Annotated in this window: 19 protein-coding genes; 12 read left to right on the top strand and 7 right to left on the bottom strand. The window is 64.8% G+C overall.

All coding sequences use genetic code 11. The features are described from left to right. Positions 1–3 precede the first annotated feature (3 nt). The 5 genes from dgoD (at position 4) to DT069_RS06630 (ending at position 5,831) form a co-directional block, all read left to right on the top strand. Entirely contained in the window at positions 4–1,152 is a 1,149-nt protein-coding gene (dgoD, locus tag DT069_RS06650) for a galactonate dehydratase (RefSeq protein WP_119459505.1), read from the top strand. Then, a complete protein-coding gene (locus DT069_RS06645) occupies positions 1,146–3,323 on the top strand; it encodes a dihydroxy-acid dehydratase domain-containing protein (protein WP_119459504.1) in 2,178 nt (725 codons plus the stop codon). The genes dgoD and DT069_RS06645 overlap by 7 nt, the downstream gene beginning before the upstream one ends. Continuing rightward, positions 3,323–3,958 (top strand): 2-dehydro-3-deoxy-6-phosphogalactonate aldolase, encoded by a 636-nt coding sequence (locus DT069_RS06640; protein ID WP_119459503.1) that lies wholly within the window; start codon positions 3,323–3,325, stop codon positions 3,956–3,958. The genes DT069_RS06645 and DT069_RS06640 overlap by 1 nt, the downstream gene beginning before the upstream one ends. A gap of 2 nt (positions 3,959–3,960) precedes the next feature. Next, positions 3,961–4,896, top strand: a complete 936-nt coding sequence (locus DT069_RS06635; RefSeq protein ID WP_119459711.1) for a 2-dehydro-3-deoxygalactonokinase — start codon at positions 3,961–3,963, stop codon at positions 4,894–4,896. 89 nt (positions 4,897–4,985) lie between these two features. After that, complete coding sequence (locus DT069_RS06630; protein ID WP_119459502.1) at positions 4,986–5,831, top strand: TauD/TfdA dioxygenase family protein; 846 nt, start codon at positions 4,986–4,988, stop codon at positions 5,829–5,831. Here DT069_RS06630 and DT069_RS06625 read toward each other — a convergent pair. The 3 genes from DT069_RS06625 to gcvA all read right to left on the bottom strand — a co-directional run bounded on the left by DT069_RS06625 (position 5,825) and on the right by gcvA (position 9,920). After that, positions 5,825–7,921 carry a PAS domain-containing hybrid sensor histidine kinase/response regulator gene (locus DT069_RS06625; RefSeq protein ID WP_119459501.1) on the bottom strand — a complete coding sequence of 699 codons (2,097 nt, stop codon included), beginning with the start codon at positions 7,919–7,921 and terminating at the stop codon, positions 5,825–5,827. The genes DT069_RS06630 and DT069_RS06625 overlap by 7 nt on opposite strands. Before the next feature lie 161 nt (positions 7,922–8,082). Further along, positions 8,083–8,520, bottom strand: a complete 438-nt coding sequence (locus DT069_RS06620; RefSeq protein WP_162913022.1) for a PAS domain-containing protein — start codon at positions 8,518–8,520, stop codon at positions 8,083–8,085. A gap of 497 nt (positions 8,521–9,017) precedes the next feature. Beyond that, positions 9,018–9,920, bottom strand: coding sequence for a transcriptional regulator GcvA (gene gcvA, locus DT069_RS06615; RefSeq protein WP_119459499.1), 903 nt, complete (start codon positions 9,918–9,920; stop codon positions 9,018–9,020). Positions 9,921–10,038: 118 nt separating this feature from the next. Here gcvA and DT069_RS06610 point away from each other — a divergent pair, with 118 nt between their 5' ends. Further along, on the top strand, positions 10,039–11,307 hold the full coding sequence (locus tag DT069_RS06610) for a TauD/TfdA family dioxygenase (protein WP_425450059.1): 1,269 nt from the start codon (positions 10,039–10,041) through the stop codon (positions 11,305–11,307). Here the strand turns inward: DT069_RS06610 and ypfJ are convergent. Next, positions 11,288–12,139: a KPN_02809 family neutral zinc metallopeptidase gene (ypfJ, locus tag DT069_RS06605; protein ID WP_119459498.1), complete on the bottom strand. Its 852-nt coding sequence runs from the start codon at positions 12,137–12,139 to the stop codon at positions 11,288–11,290. The two genes, DT069_RS06610 and ypfJ, sit on opposite strands and share 20 nt — an antisense overlap. Positions 12,140–12,314: 175 nt before the next feature. Between ypfJ and DT069_RS06600 the strand changes: the two genes are divergently transcribed. The 6 genes from DT069_RS06600 (at position 12,315) to DT069_RS06575 (ending at position 16,792) form a co-directional block, all read left to right on the top strand. Continuing rightward, a complete protein-coding gene (locus DT069_RS06600) occupies positions 12,315–13,061 on the top strand; it encodes an SIMPL domain-containing protein (protein ID WP_119459497.1) in 747 nt (248 codons plus the stop codon). 280 nt (positions 13,062–13,341) lie between these two features. Further along, positions 13,342–13,740, top strand: coding sequence for a response regulator (locus DT069_RS06595; protein ID WP_119459496.1), 399 nt, complete (start codon positions 13,342–13,344; stop codon positions 13,738–13,740). Positions 13,741–14,067: 327 nt separating this feature from the next. Continuing rightward, positions 14,068–15,474, top strand: coding sequence for a siroheme synthase CysG (gene cysG, locus DT069_RS06590; protein WP_119459495.1), 1,407 nt, complete (start codon positions 14,068–14,070; stop codon positions 15,472–15,474). Between the two features lie 12 nt (positions 15,475–15,486). Beyond that, positions 15,487–15,732 carry a DUF2849 domain-containing protein gene (locus DT069_RS06585; RefSeq protein ID WP_119459494.1) on the top strand — a complete coding sequence of 82 codons (246 nt, stop codon included), beginning with the start codon at positions 15,487–15,489 and terminating at the stop codon, positions 15,730–15,732. Between the two features lie 11 nt (positions 15,733–15,743). Beyond that, the gene (locus DT069_RS06580; protein WP_119459493.1) at positions 15,744–16,472 is read left to right on the top strand and encodes a phosphoadenylyl-sulfate reductase; all 729 of its coding nucleotides are present in this window, start codon (positions 15,744–15,746) and stop codon (positions 16,470–16,472) included. Between the two features lie 74 nt (positions 16,473–16,546). Next, a complete protein-coding gene (locus DT069_RS06575; protein WP_425450058.1) occupies positions 16,547–16,792 on the top strand; it encodes a DUF6522 family protein in 246 nt (81 codons plus the stop codon). Positions 16,793–16,817: 25 nt separating this feature from the next. On the opposite strand, the gene DT069_RS06570 is transcribed toward DT069_RS06575, so the two are convergent. From DT069_RS06570 to DT069_RS06560, 3 genes are all read right to left on the bottom strand, one after another. Next, a complete protein-coding gene (locus DT069_RS06570; RefSeq protein WP_119459491.1) occupies positions 16,818–17,054 on the bottom strand; it encodes a hypothetical protein in 237 nt (78 codons plus the stop codon). A 292-nt stretch (positions 17,055–17,346) separates the two neighbouring features. After that, positions 17,347–17,835, bottom strand: coding sequence for a DUF2231 domain-containing protein (locus DT069_RS06565; RefSeq protein WP_425450057.1), 489 nt, complete (start codon positions 17,833–17,835; stop codon positions 17,347–17,349). A 123-nt stretch (positions 17,836–17,958) separates the two neighbouring features. Beyond that, on the bottom strand, positions 17,959–18,390 hold the full coding sequence (locus DT069_RS06560) for a DUF4383 domain-containing protein (RefSeq protein ID WP_119459490.1): 432 nt from the start codon (positions 18,388–18,390) through the stop codon (positions 17,959–17,961). Between the last annotated feature and the right edge of the window lie 121 nt (positions 18,391–18,511).

Raw genomic sequence — 18,511 nt, 5'->3', positions numbered from 1 at the left:
GCCATGAAGATCACCGCGCTGAAAACCTGGCCGGTGCCGCCGCGCTGGCTGTTCCTCAAGATCGAAACCGACGAAGGTGTCGCCGGCTGGGGCGAGCCCGTTATCGAGGGTCGCGCCGCGACAGTCGAGGCAGCCGTGCACGAGCTGTCGGATTATCTGATCGGTCGCGACCCGCGCCGCATCGAGGATATCTGGCAGACCCTCTATCGCGGCGGCTTCTATCGCGGCGGCCCGATCCTTATGAGCGCGATCGCCGGCATCGACCAGGCGCTCTGGGACATCAAGGGCAAGGCGCTCGGCGTGCCGGTCCACGAGCTGCTCGGCGGAGCCGTGCGCGACAGGATGCGCATGTATTGCTGGATCGGCGGGGACCGCCCGGCCGACATCGCCCGCAACGCCGCGGAGGTCGTCGCCAAGGGCTTCACGGCCTTCAAGATGAACGGCTCCCCCGAGATGGCGATCGTCGACAGCCATCGAAAGATCGACGAGGCCGTGGCGCGCGTTGCCGAGGCGCGCGCGGCCGTCGGGCCGGATATCGGCATCGCCATCGACTTCCACGGCCGCGTCCACCGGCCGATGGCGAAGGCGCTGCTGCGCGAGTTGGAGCCCTTCCATCCGCTGTTCGTGGAAGAGCCGGTCCTGCCCGAGCATCTGCACTGCCTTCCGCAGATCGCCGGCGGGCTCGGCTATCCCATCGCGACCGGCGAGCGGCTGTTCAGCCGCTATGATTTCCGGCCGATCCTCGAGGCCGGCCATGTCGACATCCTGCAACCGGACCTCAGCCATTGCGGCGGCATCACGGAGGGGCGGAAGATCGCCGTCCTCGCCGAGACCTATGACGTCGCCATTGCCCCGCACTGTCCGCTGGGGCCGCTCACGCTGGCGGCGTCGCTGCAGCTGGATGCCGTGGCGCACAACGCGTTCATCCAGGAACAGAGCATGGGTATCCACTACAACACGGGGAACGACGTCCTCGACTATCTGGTCGATCCGGCGCCGCTGCAGATCGCCGACGGCTATTTGCCGATCCTGTCGGGACCCGGCCTGGGCGTCGAAATCAACGAGGCGTTCGTCATCGAGCGCGCCAAAGAGGGCCATCGCTGGCGGAATCCGACTTGGCGCCACGATGATGGGAGCGTCGCCGAATGGTAACGCTTCCGAACGCACCTATCGTCATCGAGGAGGCGCACAACCCCTATCGGGACTGCATTCAGGGTCTCGCCAACGAGCCTATCACCGTCGTCAATCTTTTGAACGACGCGCAGAAGAACCTTCGACCCGGCAATATGCTTGCCGATCTGTCAGACGTGACCGTGAAGGAGGTGGTGCTGCGCCTGGTGGCGAACCGGCCGCGCGTCGCCATCATCGCCGGGTCGCCGGACCATCCTGCGCACCTCCTCGACCGGACGCACGCGCTGATGGCGGCGGCACGCATCTGGCAGAACGGCGGCGTGCCCTTTCTATTTTCGGTTCCGGTGATTTGCGACGGCACCGCGCAGAACAATATCGGCCAGAGCTACAGCCTCGCCTCGCGCAATCACACCGCGGCGGCGGTCAACATCACCTTCGAGGGTCATAGCTATCACGCGGCCTATGTGCTCGCGGGCTGCGACAAGAGCCCGACCGCGATTCTCTCCGGCCTCGCCGCGGCCGAGGTGGCCCGCCGCCATCGCGGCAACCAAGCGCCGGTCTGGGCGGTCTTCGCCCCGGAGCATGTGCTGAAGGGCGGCAAGATCCCGTCCGCGACCCGACAAGAGCTCCAGACCCTGGCCGCCAAGGCGCGCGCGGACGGTCACGCCGAACTCGGCGAGGATATCGAGGAGAACCTGAGATACATCCTCCAATGCTCATCCGACGAGGCCTTCGCCGGACAGCTCGAACGCGCACGGAACCTCGATCTGATCGACGCCGACACGGAGCGCCGGCTGCTCAACGAGCTGGCCGAGCATACCTGCGACAGCCATGGCGGCATCTGCGCTTTCAACGGCACGGGCAACAGCTCGCGGACGATGCTGGCCGCATTCGGCCTGACCCCGCCCGAGCTGGAGCTGCTGACAGGCCTGCCGGGAGACGAGACGGTGGCGAAGGGCGTGGACGGCCTGTTCTTCTTGCTGAACAAGCCGGACTTCAGCCTCTGCAGTCTGGTGAGGGCCAACTTCGCCAACGTCGTGCGCATCCACAACGCGACAGGTTCGTCCAGCAACATGCTCCTGCATCTGCCTTGCATCATGCGCCACGCCGGCTTCGACGTGACCATCGACAGCTATCGCGACCTGCGCGACGCGACGCCGGTGCCGGAGGTCTTCGCCCACAGCCTGACCGAGAACCGCGATACCTTCGTCCTGGCGCAGCAGTTCATGGCCGGTCAGCATCGCGGCATGGAAAGCCTGTACCGGGTTCTCCATGATCTTGGGATTCCGATGGACCTGGATGCCCCTACGGTCACTGGGGCCACGTGGCGGCAGCGCACCGAGGGGCTGATGACACCGGTCGACCCGACGCTCGGCGACAAGGCGGTGATCCGGACGGCGCCCGTGCGCAAGAGGTCGGGCGTGGAGGTGTTGACCGGAAGCTTCCTCGAAAGCTGCGTGGTCAAGCTGTCGGGCATGTCGGACGCGCAGTACGACCACTTTGACGATCACCTGTTCATCGTCCGCTATTACGAGAACGAGCATCTCTGCAACGCAGATTTCGCCGCCCGCGACCTTGTCGACCGCCTGAAGGGTACGGACGGTCTCGACGAGGCCTTGACACGTGCCGTGGTCACCCGCAATGGCGGTCCGGTGAACGCCGACCTGTCCGACCACCACCACCTCTTGGAAAAGCGCCTGCTGTCCTTTGCCTTCATCATAGCGGGGCAGGGGCCGATGGCCTATGGCATGCCGGAAATGTTCTCGCCGAGCCAGAATCTGCGCCACCATCGCATTCTCGAGGTATCGTCGATCCTGATGACCGACGGCCGCTATTCCGGTGTCACCAAGGGCGCCTGCATCGGCCACACCGTGCCGGAGGCTTTTGCCGGCGGTGGCATCGGCTTCCTGAAGGACGGCGACATTTTGCGCTTGAGGCTGACGAAGCGGCGAATCGATCTCCTGGATCGCAACGCTCTGTTGAAGGGCCGGGAGGAGGCGTGCGATCCGACGACGCTTGCCGAGCGCCGCGACCTGCATGCCGCCCGCATGGCGCGCATGACTCACCGGAGGCTCGACATCGCCGCGAGCAACGTGATGGAAATGGTGTCCGACGCATCGCGCGGCGTCGTGCCGTCGGCCGTCGACCGGCGTGCCACGCTAAGCTGGCGCGATGCAAAGGAGGGTAGGTAATGACCGATGTTTTCGACAAGGTAATGGACGAGATGCCGCTGGTGGCGGTCCTGCGCGGCGTCAGGCCGGAGGAGGTGCTCCTGGTCGCGGACGCCCTGATGAGCGCCGGTTTTCGCATGATCGAGGTTCCGCTTAACTCGCCGGATGCCTTCGAGAGTATTGCGCGGCTGGCGAAGCACTGCCCGCCCGAGGTCTTGACCGGCGCCGGAACCGTACTCCACCCGGAGGATTGCGGGCGCCTCGCCGTTCTCGGCGCCTCGCTGACGGTCACGCCGAACACCGAGGTGGAGGTTATAGAAGCCGCCGCGCGTGCGGGGCTGGTTCCGCTCATCGGCTGCCTGACCCCGAGCGAGGCGATCCAGGCGGTGCGGCACGGGGCACGGGCCTTGAAGGTCTTTCCCGCCTCGCGGATGGGGCCGGCCTATCTGAGGGACATCCGTGCCGTGCTGCCTAGCGGCACAAAGCTGATTCCGGTCGGCGGCATCAATCTCCAGACCATGGAGGATTTCCACGCTGCCGGTGCCGATGGCTTCGGCTTCGGCACCAACCTGTATGTGCCCGGCCAGTCGGCCGCGGAAGTTGGCGCCATCGCCGGTGATCTGGTGGCCGAGTACAACCGTCTCCGTCGGCATTGATCGTGGACCGCGGGGCCGGCGAAGTCGTCGTCGTCGATTGGGGCACGACCTCGTTCCGGGCATGGCTGGTGGACGTCGGCAGCGGCCGGTGCTTGGACGAGATCCCCACCGGGCATGGCATGCGCGCCTTGGAGCGGCAGGATTTTCCGACATATTGTCAGGCCATGCTGTCGCGCTGGCGCGACGATCCGGGCCGGCTGCGGCCGCCGGTCTACATGGCGGGCATGGTCGGCTCATCTCTTGGCTGGCTGACCGCCCCGCAGCCGCCCCTGCCGATGGGAGCGGAGGGACTCGTCGAGCATGCCGTGGCCGCCCCGGGCATGGCGGATGCCTGGATCATTCCCGGCGTGCGGCTCCAGGACAGCGCGACGGATAGAATCGACGTGATGCGCGGCGAGGAGGTGCAGATCTTCGGCGCGCTTTTGTTGGCCGGCCGCCGCGACGCCGTCCTCTGTCTTCCGGGCACGCATGCCAAGTGGGCGCGGGTGGAGGAGGGCGTGCTGGTGGACTTCGCGACCTCTGTCACAGGCGAGTTGTATCAGGCGGTTCTCGACCACACCATCCTGGGCCGGCCTGTGGATCATGGCGCGCCATGGTCCGAAACCGCCTTCCGGCTGGGGCTCGACGTGGCGAAGCGGAGCGGCGGTCTGCTCGATCACCTGTTCACCGCGCGCAGCCGGCATCTCTATGGCGGCCTCGGGTCCGAGGCCATCGCATCCTATCTCTCGGGGCTTCTCATCGGCCACGAGTTGAAGGCGATGGGCGATCGCTATGGGGCGCCCGACGACGTCCTCTTGGTCGGGGCGGAGGCGCTCCGTCGGCAGTATGAAACGGCGCTCGCGACGTTCAGTCGGAAATATCGCTGGATCGCCGGACCGGACGCCACCATTGCCGGCGTGGTCGAGGTCGTTCGGAAACACCGGCCACGGATCGGATAGCGCATCAGAGGCTATTCGCTGACGGTTGTGCTCGCATTCCGATGCGTGGTTAGCTGCGTTTCGATCAACGTCGCAGTGAGGCCAGCAGGATGGATCTTGAACCAGTCGCCGGAACGATAGGGGCCGAAGTAAAGGGCGTCGACCTTGCCGGGCCGCTGCGCGACGACCTTGCCGAAGGTCTGCGCAAGGCACTTGGCGAGCATTTGGTCCTGTTCTTCAGGGATCAGCAGCTCGACGTCGCCAGCCAGAAGCGGCTCACGGGTGCGTTCGGTGAGTTGATGGCAGTGCCCTATGTGGAACCGCTGGCCGACGAACCCTACATCGTCGCCGTCCTCAAGGAAGCGGGCGAAACTGGCATCAGCGTCTTCGGCGGCGCGTGGCATTCCGACTTCAGCTTCCTTCCCCGTCCACCCGGGGGATCGGTGCTTCTTGGCGTCGAGGTGCCGCCGTTCGGCGGCGACACGCTGTGGGCCAACCAGATCATCGCATACGAGACGCTTCCGGACGACTTGAAGGCGGTGGTCGATGGGCGAGGGGCGGTGCATGTGGGGGCACCCTACGGCGTGAAGCATGCGCCGGCGTCGGACCTGCGGCTCAGCCGTTCGATCCATATCCAGCGCGGCGATCCGGAGGCGGATCGCGAGGTCGTCCATCCGGCGGTGCGAACCCACCCCTGGACCGGCCGCAAGGCCCTGTTCCTCAATCCGATCTACACGACCCGTCTGGAGGGAATGTCGGCCGAAGACAGCCGCCCTCTGCTGCAACGGCTCTATGAGCATGCCGTGCGGCCGGAATTCACCTGCCGCTTTCGCTGGACACCGGGCGCCGTGGCGATCTGGGACAATCGGGCGACGCTTCACTATGCGATCAACGATTATGACGGGCAGCGCCGGCTGATGTATCGGACGACATTCGCTGGGGAGGAGCCTTATTGAGGTAACGACCGCAGCGCCGCCCGGATCAGCGCGAGGAGTTCATCGGGCGCGGCGGGCTTGCGGAGCAGCGCAAGGCCGGCCTTCTCGATTGCGTCGACCTCGCGATGCAGAATCTCCCCGGTAAGGATGATGGCGGGGACCAGCCAGCCGGCCCGCTGGCGGATGCAATTCACGGCATCGAGACCGGTTTCGTTGCCCGGCAGCCGGTAGTCGGCGATGATGACCATCGGCAAGTCCTCGGCTGTCGTCATCTGCTTCAGGGCGTCCGCACCGCTCGCCGCGACGGCCACAGGGAAGCCTTCCAGCCTCAGCATTATCGCCAGGGCGTCGAGCACCGCGGGATCATCTTCTATGAGGAGCAGGAGCGCATCCGTCGCCTCGGGAGCAAATCCTTCGGGCGGGACGGCCTCACGCGCGAAGTGCCGGGTTGCACCGCGCGGTACTGTGACGGAAAACACGGAGCCCTTGCCAGGCGTCGAGCGCACCGTGACGGGGTGGCCCAGAAGGCCGGCCACGCGTTTGACGATGGCAAGACCCAGACCGAACCCGTGGTCACGCTGCCGAGCGACGTTCCCGAGCTGGTAGAACTCCTCGAAGATACGGCCGAGTTGATCGGCGGGAATTCCGATGCCGGTGTCCCAGACCTCCAGTCGGACGTCACGACCACGGCGCCGACAGCCGATCAGAACCTTGCCCGCCGGCGTATAGCGCACGGCGTTGGAGACGAGGTTCTGCACGAGTTGCTTGAGAAAACCGAAATCGCTGTGAACGATCAGCTCCGAGCGGACGACGCGCAACTCGATCCCGTTCGCCCGGGCGAACGGCTCGAACTCGCCGAAGAGCAGGTCGAAAAGCTTGGCAATGGGAAAATCGCCAAGCTCCGGAGCGTCGGCGCCCACTTCCAGACGGTTGATGTCGAGCAAGGTGTTGAGCAGGATCGCCATTGATCGGTGTGCCTCGCCGAGCGCGCGGACGGCCCGTGTTGCTTCGTCCCCTGTGGTCAGCTTCGATAGCACACCCCAGAGCGCGCCGATCGTCTGCAAGGGCTGGCGCAGATCGTGACTGGCCGCAGCCAGGAACTGCGACTTCACCCGGCTGGCCTCCTCCGCCCGTGCTTTCTCTTGGACAAGGGCTTCTTCGGTTCGCTTCAATTCCGAGATGTCGGTACCGACACCCTGAAACTCGACGGGCGCACCGTCCTCGCCGAAGAACGCCCGCGTTGTCCAGATGTGCCAATAGGTCTCACCCTCCGGCGTGGCGGATCGCCATTCAGTTCGGGCGACCGGCGCCTCGGGCGTCAGAGAGGCCAAATAGTCGGTCAATTGGGCGTGCATCTCCGGGGGAACATTGTCGAGGAGCGTACGGCCGACGAGCGACTCGGGCGTTTTACCGAAATACGCAGCATAGGCCGGGTTAGTGAAGGTGATGGTCATATCCGGTCTATAGCGACAGACCAGCTCCGTCTGATCCTCGACGATTCCACGATAGCGCTCCTCGCTTGCGCGTAGCGCCGTTTCGGCCTCGATGCGCCGGTTGACTTCGCTCTGCAGGTCGCGCGTGCGTTCTTCCACACGCTGCTCCAGAACGTCGCGGGCCTGCCGCAGGGCCTCCTCGGCCTCCTTGCGATCGGTGATGTCGAGATGCAGGACCACGGCGCGGCGGCGCCGGCCGGACAAGGGAGCCACGATGGCTATGCACCATCGCCGCCGCAGGGGCGAGTGGCAGGAATATTCAAGGCGCAGGCTGTCGCGTTCGCCGGCCAGAACGGCGCGCAGCCCGGCCGCCATCGCACGCGCCGTCGCGACCACCTCGGGAGCGCCGGTTACGGATTCGCACAGCGCGATGTAGTTGATGTCGAGGCCGAGGTCCTTCCCGGCGTAGCCATTATCGAGGGCGAATTGTTTCCAATGCTTGTTGAAGCCGATGATGGTGCCCTTATGGTCCAGCAGGGCGATGTTGGCTGGAAAGGCATCGGCAAGCGACGCAAGCATGCGCCCGCTCGTATAACCGGCCGGTTCCTGTTCGTTGCGTTTGCCCACGCCGACGACCAGCAGCCGATACCAGGCTCCGCGCCTGCTCGTCTGGAGCAAGCCATCGGCCGTCCTAGTGAAAACAAAGCATCAAAGGTTAAAATGGCCTGCTGTAATGCCATTTCGAATAGGGAAGATTACCTATGTGATGATAACAGCGCGCCTCGGACAAATAGCCTCGTCTCGCTTTGACGCGTTCATCTTGGGGTGGGCCCAGCCGATCAGTGCTTCTCGATGGCCATCACTGGATCGCTGGACGGAACATGAGCATAGTCCGCCATTCCCAGGCAGTGCGTGATGGTGATGCCATCTGCAGAGAGAGGCCACTTTCCCCATTCGGAGGTTATGATGCGGCCTTCCCACTCAATCCGCCCGACCCCGAACATCGGCGTCCGCCGCGCCAAGATCGTTCGGTAGATTTGCTCATATTGGTCGACAAGAGGGCCCCAGTCCGTCTCGTGCAGCCATTTGCCCGTGTAGTCTTCATTGTAGACCCGGCATAGTTCGGTGCCGACCAGCCTATACCGGACGCGCAACGGCTGACCGTGGATCTCGGCGATATTGATGTAGGGCAGGCTGGTTTTGATCTCGGCAGGATCGATGTCGCGCTTCGCCGGGAAGTTGCGGTCGCCGCGAAGAGAATGCCAATAGGCATCCAAGGACTTGATTCTGGCCGACCGGATGTCGCTCGGGGGCAATGATACTCTGCAAGGCGTAAGGCCATCCAACAGTCCCGTTTCGGCAGTGTTCACCGCCGAATTTCCGGCTGCGTCACGTGGCAGGCCGGTGATCAGAATGCCGGCGCGTGCAAGCGCCCCCCAATAGAGCGACAGGGTCGGGGACATATTGATGAGGGGCCAGCGCATCAGACCTCCCGGCCTCGGCACACGGAGCGACCGGACTGATACTGCCGGGCACTCATCCGGCGGCGCCAGAAATGGCGATAGGCGGTGTGCTTCCTGTCGATTTTAACAGGCGCATGACACATTCTCGGTGAAAATTAATCTCACAAGCAATCATGCCCTTCCTCATGCCTGAATGAGCTTAAAAGGAAGTGAGGGAACAATGCTAATTCAGAATTCGATTTTGATTTTGATTTTTCTCATAGTTTCGTCTGTTCGTAAATAAGGTTGAAGCTCTCTGGTGCCGGCGCGTGCTATTCGGAAGCCGGCGCTTTCGCTTCGGCGAGAAGCCAGTGACGGAAGAGCTGCGCCGCTTGGCTGTCGGACCGGCCTTCGGGGGAAACGACATAGAAGGCCTCCTCCGTCGTCAGCGTGACGTCGAACGGCGCGACAAGTCGACCGGCGGCGATCAGCGGCGCGACGAAGCAGGTTCTGCCGAGCGCGACACCGGCCCCTTGCATGGCGAGGTCCAGGGCGAGGATCGCCGTATCGAATTCCTGGCCTCGGGCCGCATCGACCTGATCGGCGACGCCTGCCTGCGCGAGCCAGTGCGCCCAGCCGTCGCGGAAGCCGATGGCGTGGAGCAGCCGGTGGCCGGCCAGATCCGCCGGCGCGGTCAGCCGCCGGGGACCTTGGCATAGGGCGGGGCTGCACACCGGGAATACATGGTCCCAGGTCAGCCGGTCGGCCTGCGGACCCGCCCCGTTGCCCCTGCCATACCGGACCTCCAGATCGATGCCCGGGTCGGACTGATCCGCCAGCCAGGTCGAGCTGATGATGCGCAACTTGATCTCCGGATGGGCCGCGTAGAAACGCGGCAGGCGCGGCGCAAGCCAAAGGACGGCGAAGGCCGGCGTCACCCGGATCGCCAGCCGATCCCCGGAGGTGCGGCCGAAAATTTCGGCCGTTCCTTCGGCCAAACGCCCGAAGGTCTCGCGAACGAGGGGCAGGAGCGCCTCACCGGCATCGGCGAGTTTGAGGCCGCGCGGCAGCCGGTGGAAGAGGAGGCGGCCGAGATGCTGCTCGAGCAACCGCACCTGCTGGCTCACGGCGGACTGGGTAATTCCGAGTTCGCGCGCGGCTTCCGTGAAGCTCATATGCCGGCCCGCGGCCTCGAAGGCGCGCAGCCAATTGAGCGGCGGAAGTCTGTCAGCCATACCGAACCGTCCATTAGATAAGCTTGGTCTCAGGACCGATATTAGTCGTTTGCCGGCTGGCGCTGACAACCGCAATCTAACGCCATTACATCATGATTTCAGAACGCAGGCGCAACCAATGCTGACGATGACAGGTTCCGAGATTCCCTCCGATACAAGAGCCGAGGCGATCGACATGCGCGATCTCGCCGCCTATCCCACCGATCGCCGGATCGTCGGAGCACGGTGCGAGGAGGGCGGGGTTATCGTCGATTGGGATGATGGCCGGCAGAGCCGCTTTCACGCCGTCTGGCTGCGCGATAACTGCGCCTGCAGCGCCTGCCGGCATCCGCAGGCGATGGAGCGGCAGTTTCTGCTGATCGATGCGCCGGAGCGGATCACGATCCAGGAGGCTCAAACGACTCTCGGCGGCCATCTCCTCGTGCGCTTCGGCGCCGAACGCCCCGGCGACGCGCCGCATGTCAGTCGCTTCGATGCCGGCTGGCTCCGCCATCACTGCTATTCCGATTGGGCACGGGCGGAGCGGGCTTGGCACCCCCGTTCTTGGAACGCTCTGGGGAACTCCCCGGGAACGGCATTGATCCCCACCGTCGAGTACAAGGCCGTGATGGAAACCGATGCCGGTCTCGCCGAATGGCTAACGGCGATGCGCGACTGGGGCGTGGTCCTGCTGCGCAACGCTCCGGCGGAGCCGGGCGAGGGCCTGCGCATCGCCGGTCGCGTAGGGCCGGTTCGGCCGACCAACTTCGGCACCTCCTACGATGTGGTCTCGATGCCGAACCCCAACGCCAGCGCCTATACGCCGATCGGCCTGGAGCCGCACACCGATCTCGCTAATTGGCGCTGGCCGCCGGACTTCCAGCTTCTGTTCTGCGTCGCGAATGAGGCCGAGGGTGGCGGCTCGATTCTGGTCGACGGCTTCAGCGCCGCCGAGGAGCTGCGCCGATGCGACCCCGAGGCCTTCGACCTTCTATCGACGCAGCCGATCGATTTCCGCTTCCAAGACGAAACCTGCGACATTCGCCACCGGGCGCCGGCGATCGAGCTCGATCATGCGGGCGCCTTCAAGTCGATCCGCTTCAACAATTGGCTTCGCGCCGCGCTCGACCTGCCCGAGGCGAAGGTCGAGCCGACTTATCGCGCGCTGCGGACCCTGTGGGGCTATCTGCGCGATCCGCGTTTCCAGCTTCGCCCGCGGCTCGCCGCCGGCGAGATGCTGGCGTTCGATAACGCACGGGTGCTGCATGGCCGCGAGCCGTTCGACCCCAATACCGGGCGACGCCATCTGCAGGGCTGCTATCTCGACCGCGACCTGGTGCTGAGCCGCCTGCGCCTGCTCGAGCGCCGCAGGATGTCAGAAGGGGAGCCTAAATCCGGTCCGCGCTGAAGGTGTCGCAACTCGCCGGGTCACCGCTTGCGAGGCCGCGTTCGAACCAGCGGACGCGCTGGGCCGAGCTGCCGTGGGTGAAGGAGTCCGGGCTGACATAGCCGCGGGACTCCCGCTGCAGACGATCGTCGCCGATCGCGCTGGCGGCGTTCAGCCCTTCCTCGATATCGCCCTCCTCGAGGATCTGACGCGACCGTTGCGCGCGATGCGCCCAGAGACCGGCGAAGCAGTCCGCCTGCAACTCCACCCGGACCGACAGATCGTTGGCCTCGACCTGGCCCACTTGGCCGCGCAGGCGATTGACCTCTTGGGTGATGCCCAGAAGCGTCTGCACATGATGGCCGATCTCGTGGGCGATGACATAGGCCTGGGCGAAATCCCCTGGGGCCCCGAATCGCGTCCGCAGTTCCTCGAAGAAGCTCAGGTCGAGATAGACCCGCCGGTCGCCGGGGCAATAGAACGGACCGACTGCCGCCTGCGCGAAGCCGCAGGCCGATTGAACTGCGCCGGTGAACAGCACCATCGTCGGCTCCTGATAGGTCCCGCCGAGTTCCTGAAAGATCGCGTGCCAGGTATCCTCGGTATCCGCCAGCACGACGGACACGAACTCCGGCAGCTCACCGCCGGCGGTCGGCGGCTGACCCTGAGGCGAAGAGGTCGTGTCCTCGAAGGTCGGCCCGTTCTGAAGAACGATGCTCGGATCGACGCCGAAGAACAGTGCCGCCACAAGAAGGATCACTGCGCCGATTCCGCCGCCTGCGATGCCGCGCGACACCCGCATGCCGCGCCGGTCCTCGATGTTCTGACTTCGCCGACCGCCCCGCCACCGCATCCGGCTTCGCGCTCCGTATCCTTAGCGGAATCCTTGCCCAGCCTGAACAACGCAGGAGCACTGAGAATGGTTCAACGCGCTGCCTTGACCTTCTCCGAACGCTGCCACGATTCCGCCCTACAAACGCCATAGGACCCGGCGATCGTCGGCTGAGCTTGTACCGAAGGGGGTTCTCATGCAGCGATCGGCGCTTCTTCTCGGATTTCTCGGCATCGTCGCGGCGGTTCTCATCGCCGCAGGGTTGGCCGCCGGTGGCTATCTCGCCGGGCGCGGCGTAGCTGCGTCGCGGCTCGATGATCGGTTCGTGACGGTCAAGGGTGTGGCGGAGATCGAGGCTGCGGCGGATCTGGCGACCTATCCGCTTCGCGTCACCATGACCGGCGGCGATTTGATTGGAACGAAGGCCCGGATCGACGATGCCCTCCAGCAGATCACCGCCTATCTGCGTGACTACGGGTTCGGGGAGGACGAGCTCGCAGCCCAGCGATTGGAGGTGCAGGACTTCTTCTCCATGGGCTACCGGCCGGAGGGCCTGACGGAGGACTCGCGCTACATGCTCGCCCAGGCTGTCCTGATCCGGTCGTCCAACATAGATTTGGTGACAAAGGTCAGTCAGGACGTCGGCGAGCTGGTGCGGCGCGGGATCGTCATCAACGATGCCGGCGGGCCGACCTACATCGTCACGGCCGGGCGGCTGAAGGAGTTGAAGCCGCACCTGATCCGACGCGCGACGCTTGCGGCGAAGGACGCCGCGGCGGAGTTCGCGGCCACCTCGGGCAGCAAGGTCGGCGATATCCGGCGCGCGAACCAAGGCGTCATCGTCGTGCGGGCGCGCGACGAGTCGCCGATGATCCAGGAGTTTCAATCGGCGGAGAAGCGGATTCGGGCGGTGGTGACCATTGAATATCTGCTGGCTCGATAGGATCGGGACCGCGCTGCGAAGCAGGGGGGGATGGCTGTCCGTCTTCGACTTGATTGTCGCAGGAAAGTAATCTTCAATGACGGCCACAATTTGGTAGCGTACAGCTCGCTCTGCGGCTTCTCCACACGTGACTGCGGTCTGTGGAGACAGCGGGAAAGGCTGATTTCCTCGTTGACGGGGGCAAGAGGAGTACGTTCATCCGTGCGCGCCGACTCCGCGGCAGGCCGTATTCGATCGAAATGCCTCTATCAGCATCCACTATCAACTTAGGTATGCAGTTATGACTTCGACAGACGGCCAGGAAGGACACGGTTCGGCCGCGGGCTTGCGTATCCTCGTTGTCGAGGATGAGATGCTGGTGGCGATGCTTATGGAAGACATGCTGATGGATCTCGGTTACGAGGTCGTCGGCACGGCGTCGCGCATCAACACGGCCGTCGAGATGGCGCAGCGGGAGACGTTCGATGCCGCGATTCTCGACGTGAATTTGAACGGACAGGAAGCCTATCCGGTGGCCGACGTGCTGATCGCGCGGGGCATTCCTTTCGCCTTCGCGACCGGCTATGGCGAGACGGGAGTGCGCGAACCGTACCGCAGTCACCCGACCCTGCAGAAACCGTTCCAGCAGCAGCATCTGAAGGACGTGATCGCGAAGGTCTTGGGGCTGAAAGCCGGCTGAGGACGAATCACGACCATAAGGACGGTCCGCCTCCCGCGGATGGGGCGGAGGCGTCAATATCTCTGCGCAAAAATAACACATAAAAAGTGTTCAAATTAAAATACGGTCGTGCGCTAGTGTAATTATATTGACAGTGGGACGCCCATAGTGTGAATCTCTTCTCCAGAGCGTCGCGACCTCGGGATCGAGGTGGAGTTCGGGCCTGGTCCTCCCGGTAAGGGACCCGCGGGATTTGAAGTGGGCAGCTTGCGGCCGCGTCATCAATTGCTAAAGCGCCACGGGGACGTTCTCCGTGGGCCCGGGCTTTCCAGAGTGGGAGTACGGCCGATGAACTATTTCCCGGCATTTCTGGATCTGAAGCAGCGGCCCTGCCTCGTCGTCGGTGGCGGCGAGATTGCGGCACGAAAGCTGCGTCTGCTGCTCAAGGCTGGCGCCGACGTCACGGTGGTGGCGCCCCGGTTCAATGACGAGATCACCGACCTGGCCAACCGCGGCGCGATTCGGGTGATCCGCCGCGGCTTCGTCGGCGGCGACGCGACCGACCGCGCCGTCGTCATCGGCGCCACGGGCATCACTGCCGTCGACGAGCGCGTCGCGGCCGCCGCAGACATTGCGGGCGTTCCGGTCAATGTGGTCGATCGCCCGGACCTGTCGCGTTTTCTCGTGCCGGCGATCGTCGATCGCGATCCGGTCGTCGTCGCCATCGGAACGGGCGGTGCGGCACCCGTGCTGGCACGGAGACTGCGCCAGACAATCGAGAGCCTTTTGCCGGCGCGTCTGGGCTCGCTGGCAAAGTTCGCCGAGAGTTTCCGCGTTGCTGTCCGGGCGGTCATGCCGGATGGAGCAGTCCGCCGTGGGTTCTGGGAGCGGTTCTTCGACGGCCCTGTCGCCGAGCGGGTGCTTGCCGGCGACGAGCCCGCGGCGCGCGAGAAGATGCTGGCACTCGTGAATGGGCGCGCCGGGCGGGAGGCGGCGAGGTCGTCGGCGGGTACGGTCGCCATTGTCGGCACGGGACCCGGCGATCCCGATCTCCTAACCTTTCGGGCACTGCGCCAGATGCAGCAGGCCGATGTCGTCATCCATGACCGGCTGATTGGCCCAGAGATCCTGGATTATGTGCGGCGGGATGCCGAGCGTCTCTATGTCGGCAAGACGAACGGCAACCACAGCAAGACCCAGGACGAGATCAACGCGCTGATGCTTGCCCACGCCCGCGCCGGCCGACGGGTGGTACGGCTCAAAGGCGGTGATCCGTTCGTCTTCGGCCGTGGCGGTGAGGAGCTGGCCTATCTGCGCAGTCACGGCGTCGACGTCGAGCTGGTGCCCGGCATCACGGCGGCGACGGGCTGCGCCGCTGCAGCCGGCATTCCACTCACGCATCGTGATGCCGCGCAGGCGGCGGTTTTCATCACCGGCCACGCGAAGTACGGCGAGCCGGATCTGGATTGGGCAGCCCTGGCGCGGCTGCGGCAGACGCTGGTGATCTATATGGGCGTCTCCACCGCCGGGCGGACGGCGGCGCGGCTGATCGAGCATGGCGTGGCGCCGACGACGCCGGTCGCCGTCGTTGAGAACGGCACCCGCCCGGACCAGCAGGTGGCGGCAGGGTCGCTTGCCGGTCTCGAGGCGTTGATCCGCGACAACGGCATCGATGGTCCGGCGGTGATCATCGTGGGCGAGGTGGTTCGGCTCGCCGGGATCGCAACGGCGCCGGCACGCGCCGTCGCAGTCTGAGGAAGGTTCGGCATGACGCTCAAGATCATCACGAGGAACCGGCTCTGCGACGGAGTGGCGGTCTATCTTGCGGCCGACGGCGGCCGTTCGGAATCGGTCGACGAGGGCCGTGCGGTTCCGACCGCGGAGGCCGGCGCGCCGTCCGTGATCGAGGCGGCCGAGGAGGGTTGCGGCCGGCCGGCACGGAAGGCGGACGCGCCAGGCGAGACCGACGCAGAGCCGGAATCGACGGTTTGCGCGGCTTACTGGGCCTACTGAGTGTGTCCGCTATGCGTTCAATTGCCCGACCACAAGCGCCGCAGTCGTGGGATGCCGGCGCCGCGGCACAGGACTTGGCGGTCCGCTATGGGGATCTCGCAGCGCCGGATTTGCTCCGTCACATGATCGAGCGGGAGTTTCCGGGTCGGATCGCCGTCGTCTCCTCCTTCGGCGCGGAATCCGCAGTGATCCTCACCCTTGTCGCCGCCGTGGACCCGGCGACCCCGGTCATCTTCCTCGATACCGGCAAGCACTTTTCGGCGACACTGACCTACCGCGATATCCTCATGGATCGGCTGAAGCTAACGGATGTCCGCTCGATCGAGCCGGACCCCCTGCAGCTTGCAGAGCATGATCCGGTCGGTGGTCCAGAGGACGAGCTGTGGCAGCGGGACTCCGGCTTCTGCTGTCATCTGCGCAAGGTTCTGCCGCTCGAGCGGGCGCTTGAGGGCTTCCCGGCCTGGATCACCGGGCGCAAACGGTTCCATGGCGGCGAGCGCTCGGCGCTGACGACCGTCGAAGCGGTCGACGGGCGAGTCAAGATCAATCCGCTCGCCCGGTGGACGCCGGTGGAGGTGGCGGCTGCGTTCCGTGCTCACAGGCTCCCGCCGCATCCTCTTGTCGACGAGGGCTATCCCTCGATCGGCTGCGCACCCTGCACGCGTCCCGTCGCAATCGGCGAGGCGGTGCGTGCCGGGCGCTGGGTGGGACTTGAGAAGACCGAATGCGGAATTCATTGATCCGGGCATCCGTGCAGCCCAAATTATAGTGATAGGGCGATCCAACGCGGCCGCCGGAATTTTCGCCTGATGCCATGTCCAGTCCGACCGCATCCGCGTCCGAGAGCAGGGAATTCGTGGTCGATGCCGTAGCCATCGCGCCGCGGCTTGGGCTGACGCCCGAGCGTTTCATGGAGGAATTGCGGCGCGGCCTCGTCTTTCAGGTAACGGAAACGGGCGTTGGCGAAGACGCCGGCCGCATCCGACTGACCTTCCGCTATCGCGCCCGCGAATTCAGCATGATCTTGAATGCAGATGGAGTAGATCGGAAGGCACCCTGAGCCGCGGCTCTAAGGTATCGGCCCTCTATACGGCCTTGGCACGGGCCGCTTTTGCCGCCTTGGCCGTCGAAGCCTTCCGTTCGGCGGCGGCCTTACGCTTCGCTGCGGAGCGGGTGCCGATCTCCTGCCTGGCCGCTTCGAGAATGAGGACGGCGGCCGATTTCTGCTTGTCATCGCCGTTCGCCGACAGCCGCTCGGCATTATCGCGAAGGTTCGCCAGCTGTTGGTCGTCCATGGCTGGAAGCTGCTCCAGGATATTCATCGGTCTGCCTTCCGTTTGTTGCTTCGCGGCCCTCGCGAGAGGCGTCGGACACTTGGGATATCTCGGCGGCGGGACACACGCGTGGCGCCCGACGAACCGAATCGAACTTTCCAGGGAGGGCAACTGGGTTCGGCGCTCGACCGGAGCGTGGAAAGCAGGCCGACCCGAGAACGGCCGATAAGATTCAAATAGGCATGAAGCGGCGCATCTACAATCGACCCCGCAGGATCTATCCGAAGATTCCCGCTGCGCGAAATCGGATTTCCGCGCGGGAAACGGGACGAGGCGCCGATCAGAGACGGCCCCCCAGATCCGAATCGGGTTCCCGCATCACCCCGATTCTGTGGCGGTAGGACAATTCGCCGCCGGCCCATCCCGTCACGCCGAGAATGGCCGCGACGATCACGGAAAGCAGCAGACCCCAGGGCAGGATGGCTGCCGCCGGGTCGTCGAACCGCAACAGCCAGTTCACCAGCGAGAGGATCAGCGCCGTGGCGTTCCCGAGGAAATGAATCCAGCCTATTGCATGGTCGCGAGCCCGTCGAATTGTGAAGAAGTCCACGAGTCCGAACGCGGCCGCGATGAGGCCAGAGACGACACCGGCACCGACGAGCCAAAGCGAAGCGCGGGCCCAGAAGGGATCGGATGTTGCCCAGTAGGCGAGATCGGTCAACAGGACGCCGACCAGGAATGCAAGAGGGAAGGGGATCAGCATCGGGTGGATCGGGTGACTGCGGATCGCAGCCGTGCTTGGCGCCGGGTCCGTATGCCGATGAGCCATGGCGGTTCCTCTTCTGCCGCCGCCGAGTGCCGCAACGAGACTCGGCGGCGGCTTCAAAGTAGGACGCATGAGGTGCTCGAGATGCGGCTCGTTGCGTGTCTGCTGCCGCGACTCGTCTTGGGTTCAGCGCCGACCCTCGGCCGGTACCGCTTCGGCCTCGCGATCAACCGCACGGAAGCCGAAGTAGGCGGCGGCGATCGCGATCAGGGCGTGCAGCCAAATGTCATGGCCGTAGAGCGGGACGAGCCCAAACGTCGTGTTGAGGACGGGAATGAATCCCATGACCAGAAGTATGGCATAGATCACTGCCGTCACTTTGGCGAAGGTGCGGGCACCGGTGAAGCTTCGATATGCGGCGATGCCCCAGATGCCGAAGGCTGCATGAACGAGGTTGTGCAGTGCATTGACCGGGAACAGCCCGAACAGCCGCCCATGCATGGCATCAACGGCCATACCCTCGGTTGGTGCCGGTGTGACCAGGGCCGGAATGAACCCCGCGATGCCTACTACAAGGAAGATGATCCCCATGATGAGAGCGAAGTAGCGTGTCTGCATAAGTACTCCTCGACAGCTCGGCTGACTGTCTTCCAGGTCGACAAGGGATGTCTTCCTGAACAAACAAGCATGTCCGCTCTTTGTTCCCGGCAGTGCAGGCGGATCGGATGCGATCACGCGG

The organism is Virgifigura deserti, assembly GCA_003576685.1.
Lineage (GTDB): Bacteria > Pseudomonadota > Alphaproteobacteria > Dongiales > Dongiaceae > Virgifigura > Virgifigura deserti.
Note: the sequence above shows the minus strand (reverse complement) of the source record. Positions and strands in the feature narration are given on the sequence as shown.

What these genes read in the sequence shown, in the direction of transcription:
- gcvA (WP_119459499.1), bottom strand. Translation starts at nt 9,920, where the DNA reads ATGGCTGACAGACTTCCGCCGCTCAATTGGCTGCGCGCCTTCGAGGCC.
- DT069_RS06630 (WP_119459502.1), top strand. Translation starts at nt 4,986, where the DNA reads ATGGATCTTGAACCAGTCGCCGGAACGATAGGGGCCGAAGTAAAGGGC.
- DT069_RS06640 (WP_119459503.1), top strand. Translation starts at nt 3,323, where the DNA reads ATGACCGATGTTTTCGACAAGGTAATGGACGAGATGCCGCTGGTGGCG.
- DT069_RS06580 (WP_119459493.1), top strand. Translation starts at nt 15,744, where the DNA reads ATGCGTTCAATTGCCCGACCACAAGCGCCGCAGTCGTGGGATGCCGGC.
- DT069_RS06585 (WP_119459494.1), top strand. Translation starts at nt 15,487, where the DNA reads ATGACGCTCAAGATCATCACGAGGAACCGGCTCTGCGACGGAGTGGCG.
- ypfJ (WP_119459498.1), bottom strand. Translation starts at nt 12,139, where the DNA reads ATGCGGTGGCGGGGCGGTCGGCGAAGTCAGAACATCGAGGACCGGCGC.
- DT069_RS06595 (WP_119459496.1), top strand. Translation starts at nt 13,342, where the DNA reads ATGACTTCGACAGACGGCCAGGAAGGACACGGTTCGGCCGCGGGCTTG.
- DT069_RS06570 (WP_119459491.1), bottom strand. Translation starts at nt 17,054, where the DNA reads ATGAATATCCTGGAGCAGCTTCCAGCCATGGACGACCAACAGCTGGCG.
- DT069_RS06645 (WP_119459504.1), top strand. Translation starts at nt 1,146, where the DNA reads ATGGTAACGCTTCCGAACGCACCTATCGTCATCGAGGAGGCGCACAAC.
- dgoD (WP_119459505.1), top strand. Translation starts at nt 4, where the DNA reads ATGAAGATCACCGCGCTGAAAACCTGGCCGGTGCCGCCGCGCTGGCTG.
- DT069_RS06610 (WP_425450059.1), top strand. Translation starts at nt 10,039, where the DNA reads ATGCTGACGATGACAGGTTCCGAGATTCCCTCCGATACAAGAGCCGAG.
- DT069_RS06565 (WP_425450057.1), bottom strand. Translation starts at nt 17,835, where the DNA reads ATGGCTCATCGGCATACGGACCCGGCGCCAAGCACGGCTGCGATCCGC.
- DT069_RS06560 (WP_119459490.1), bottom strand. Translation starts at nt 18,390, where the DNA reads ATGCAGACACGCTACTTCGCTCTCATCATGGGGATCATCTTCCTTGTA.
- DT069_RS06575 (WP_425450058.1), top strand. Translation starts at nt 16,547, where the DNA reads ATGTCCAGTCCGACCGCATCCGCGTCCGAGAGCAGGGAATTCGTGGTC.
- DT069_RS06600 (WP_119459497.1), top strand. Translation starts at nt 12,315, where the DNA reads ATGCAGCGATCGGCGCTTCTTCTCGGATTTCTCGGCATCGTCGCGGCG.
- cysG (WP_119459495.1), top strand. Translation starts at nt 14,068, where the DNA reads ATGAACTATTTCCCGGCATTTCTGGATCTGAAGCAGCGGCCCTGCCTC.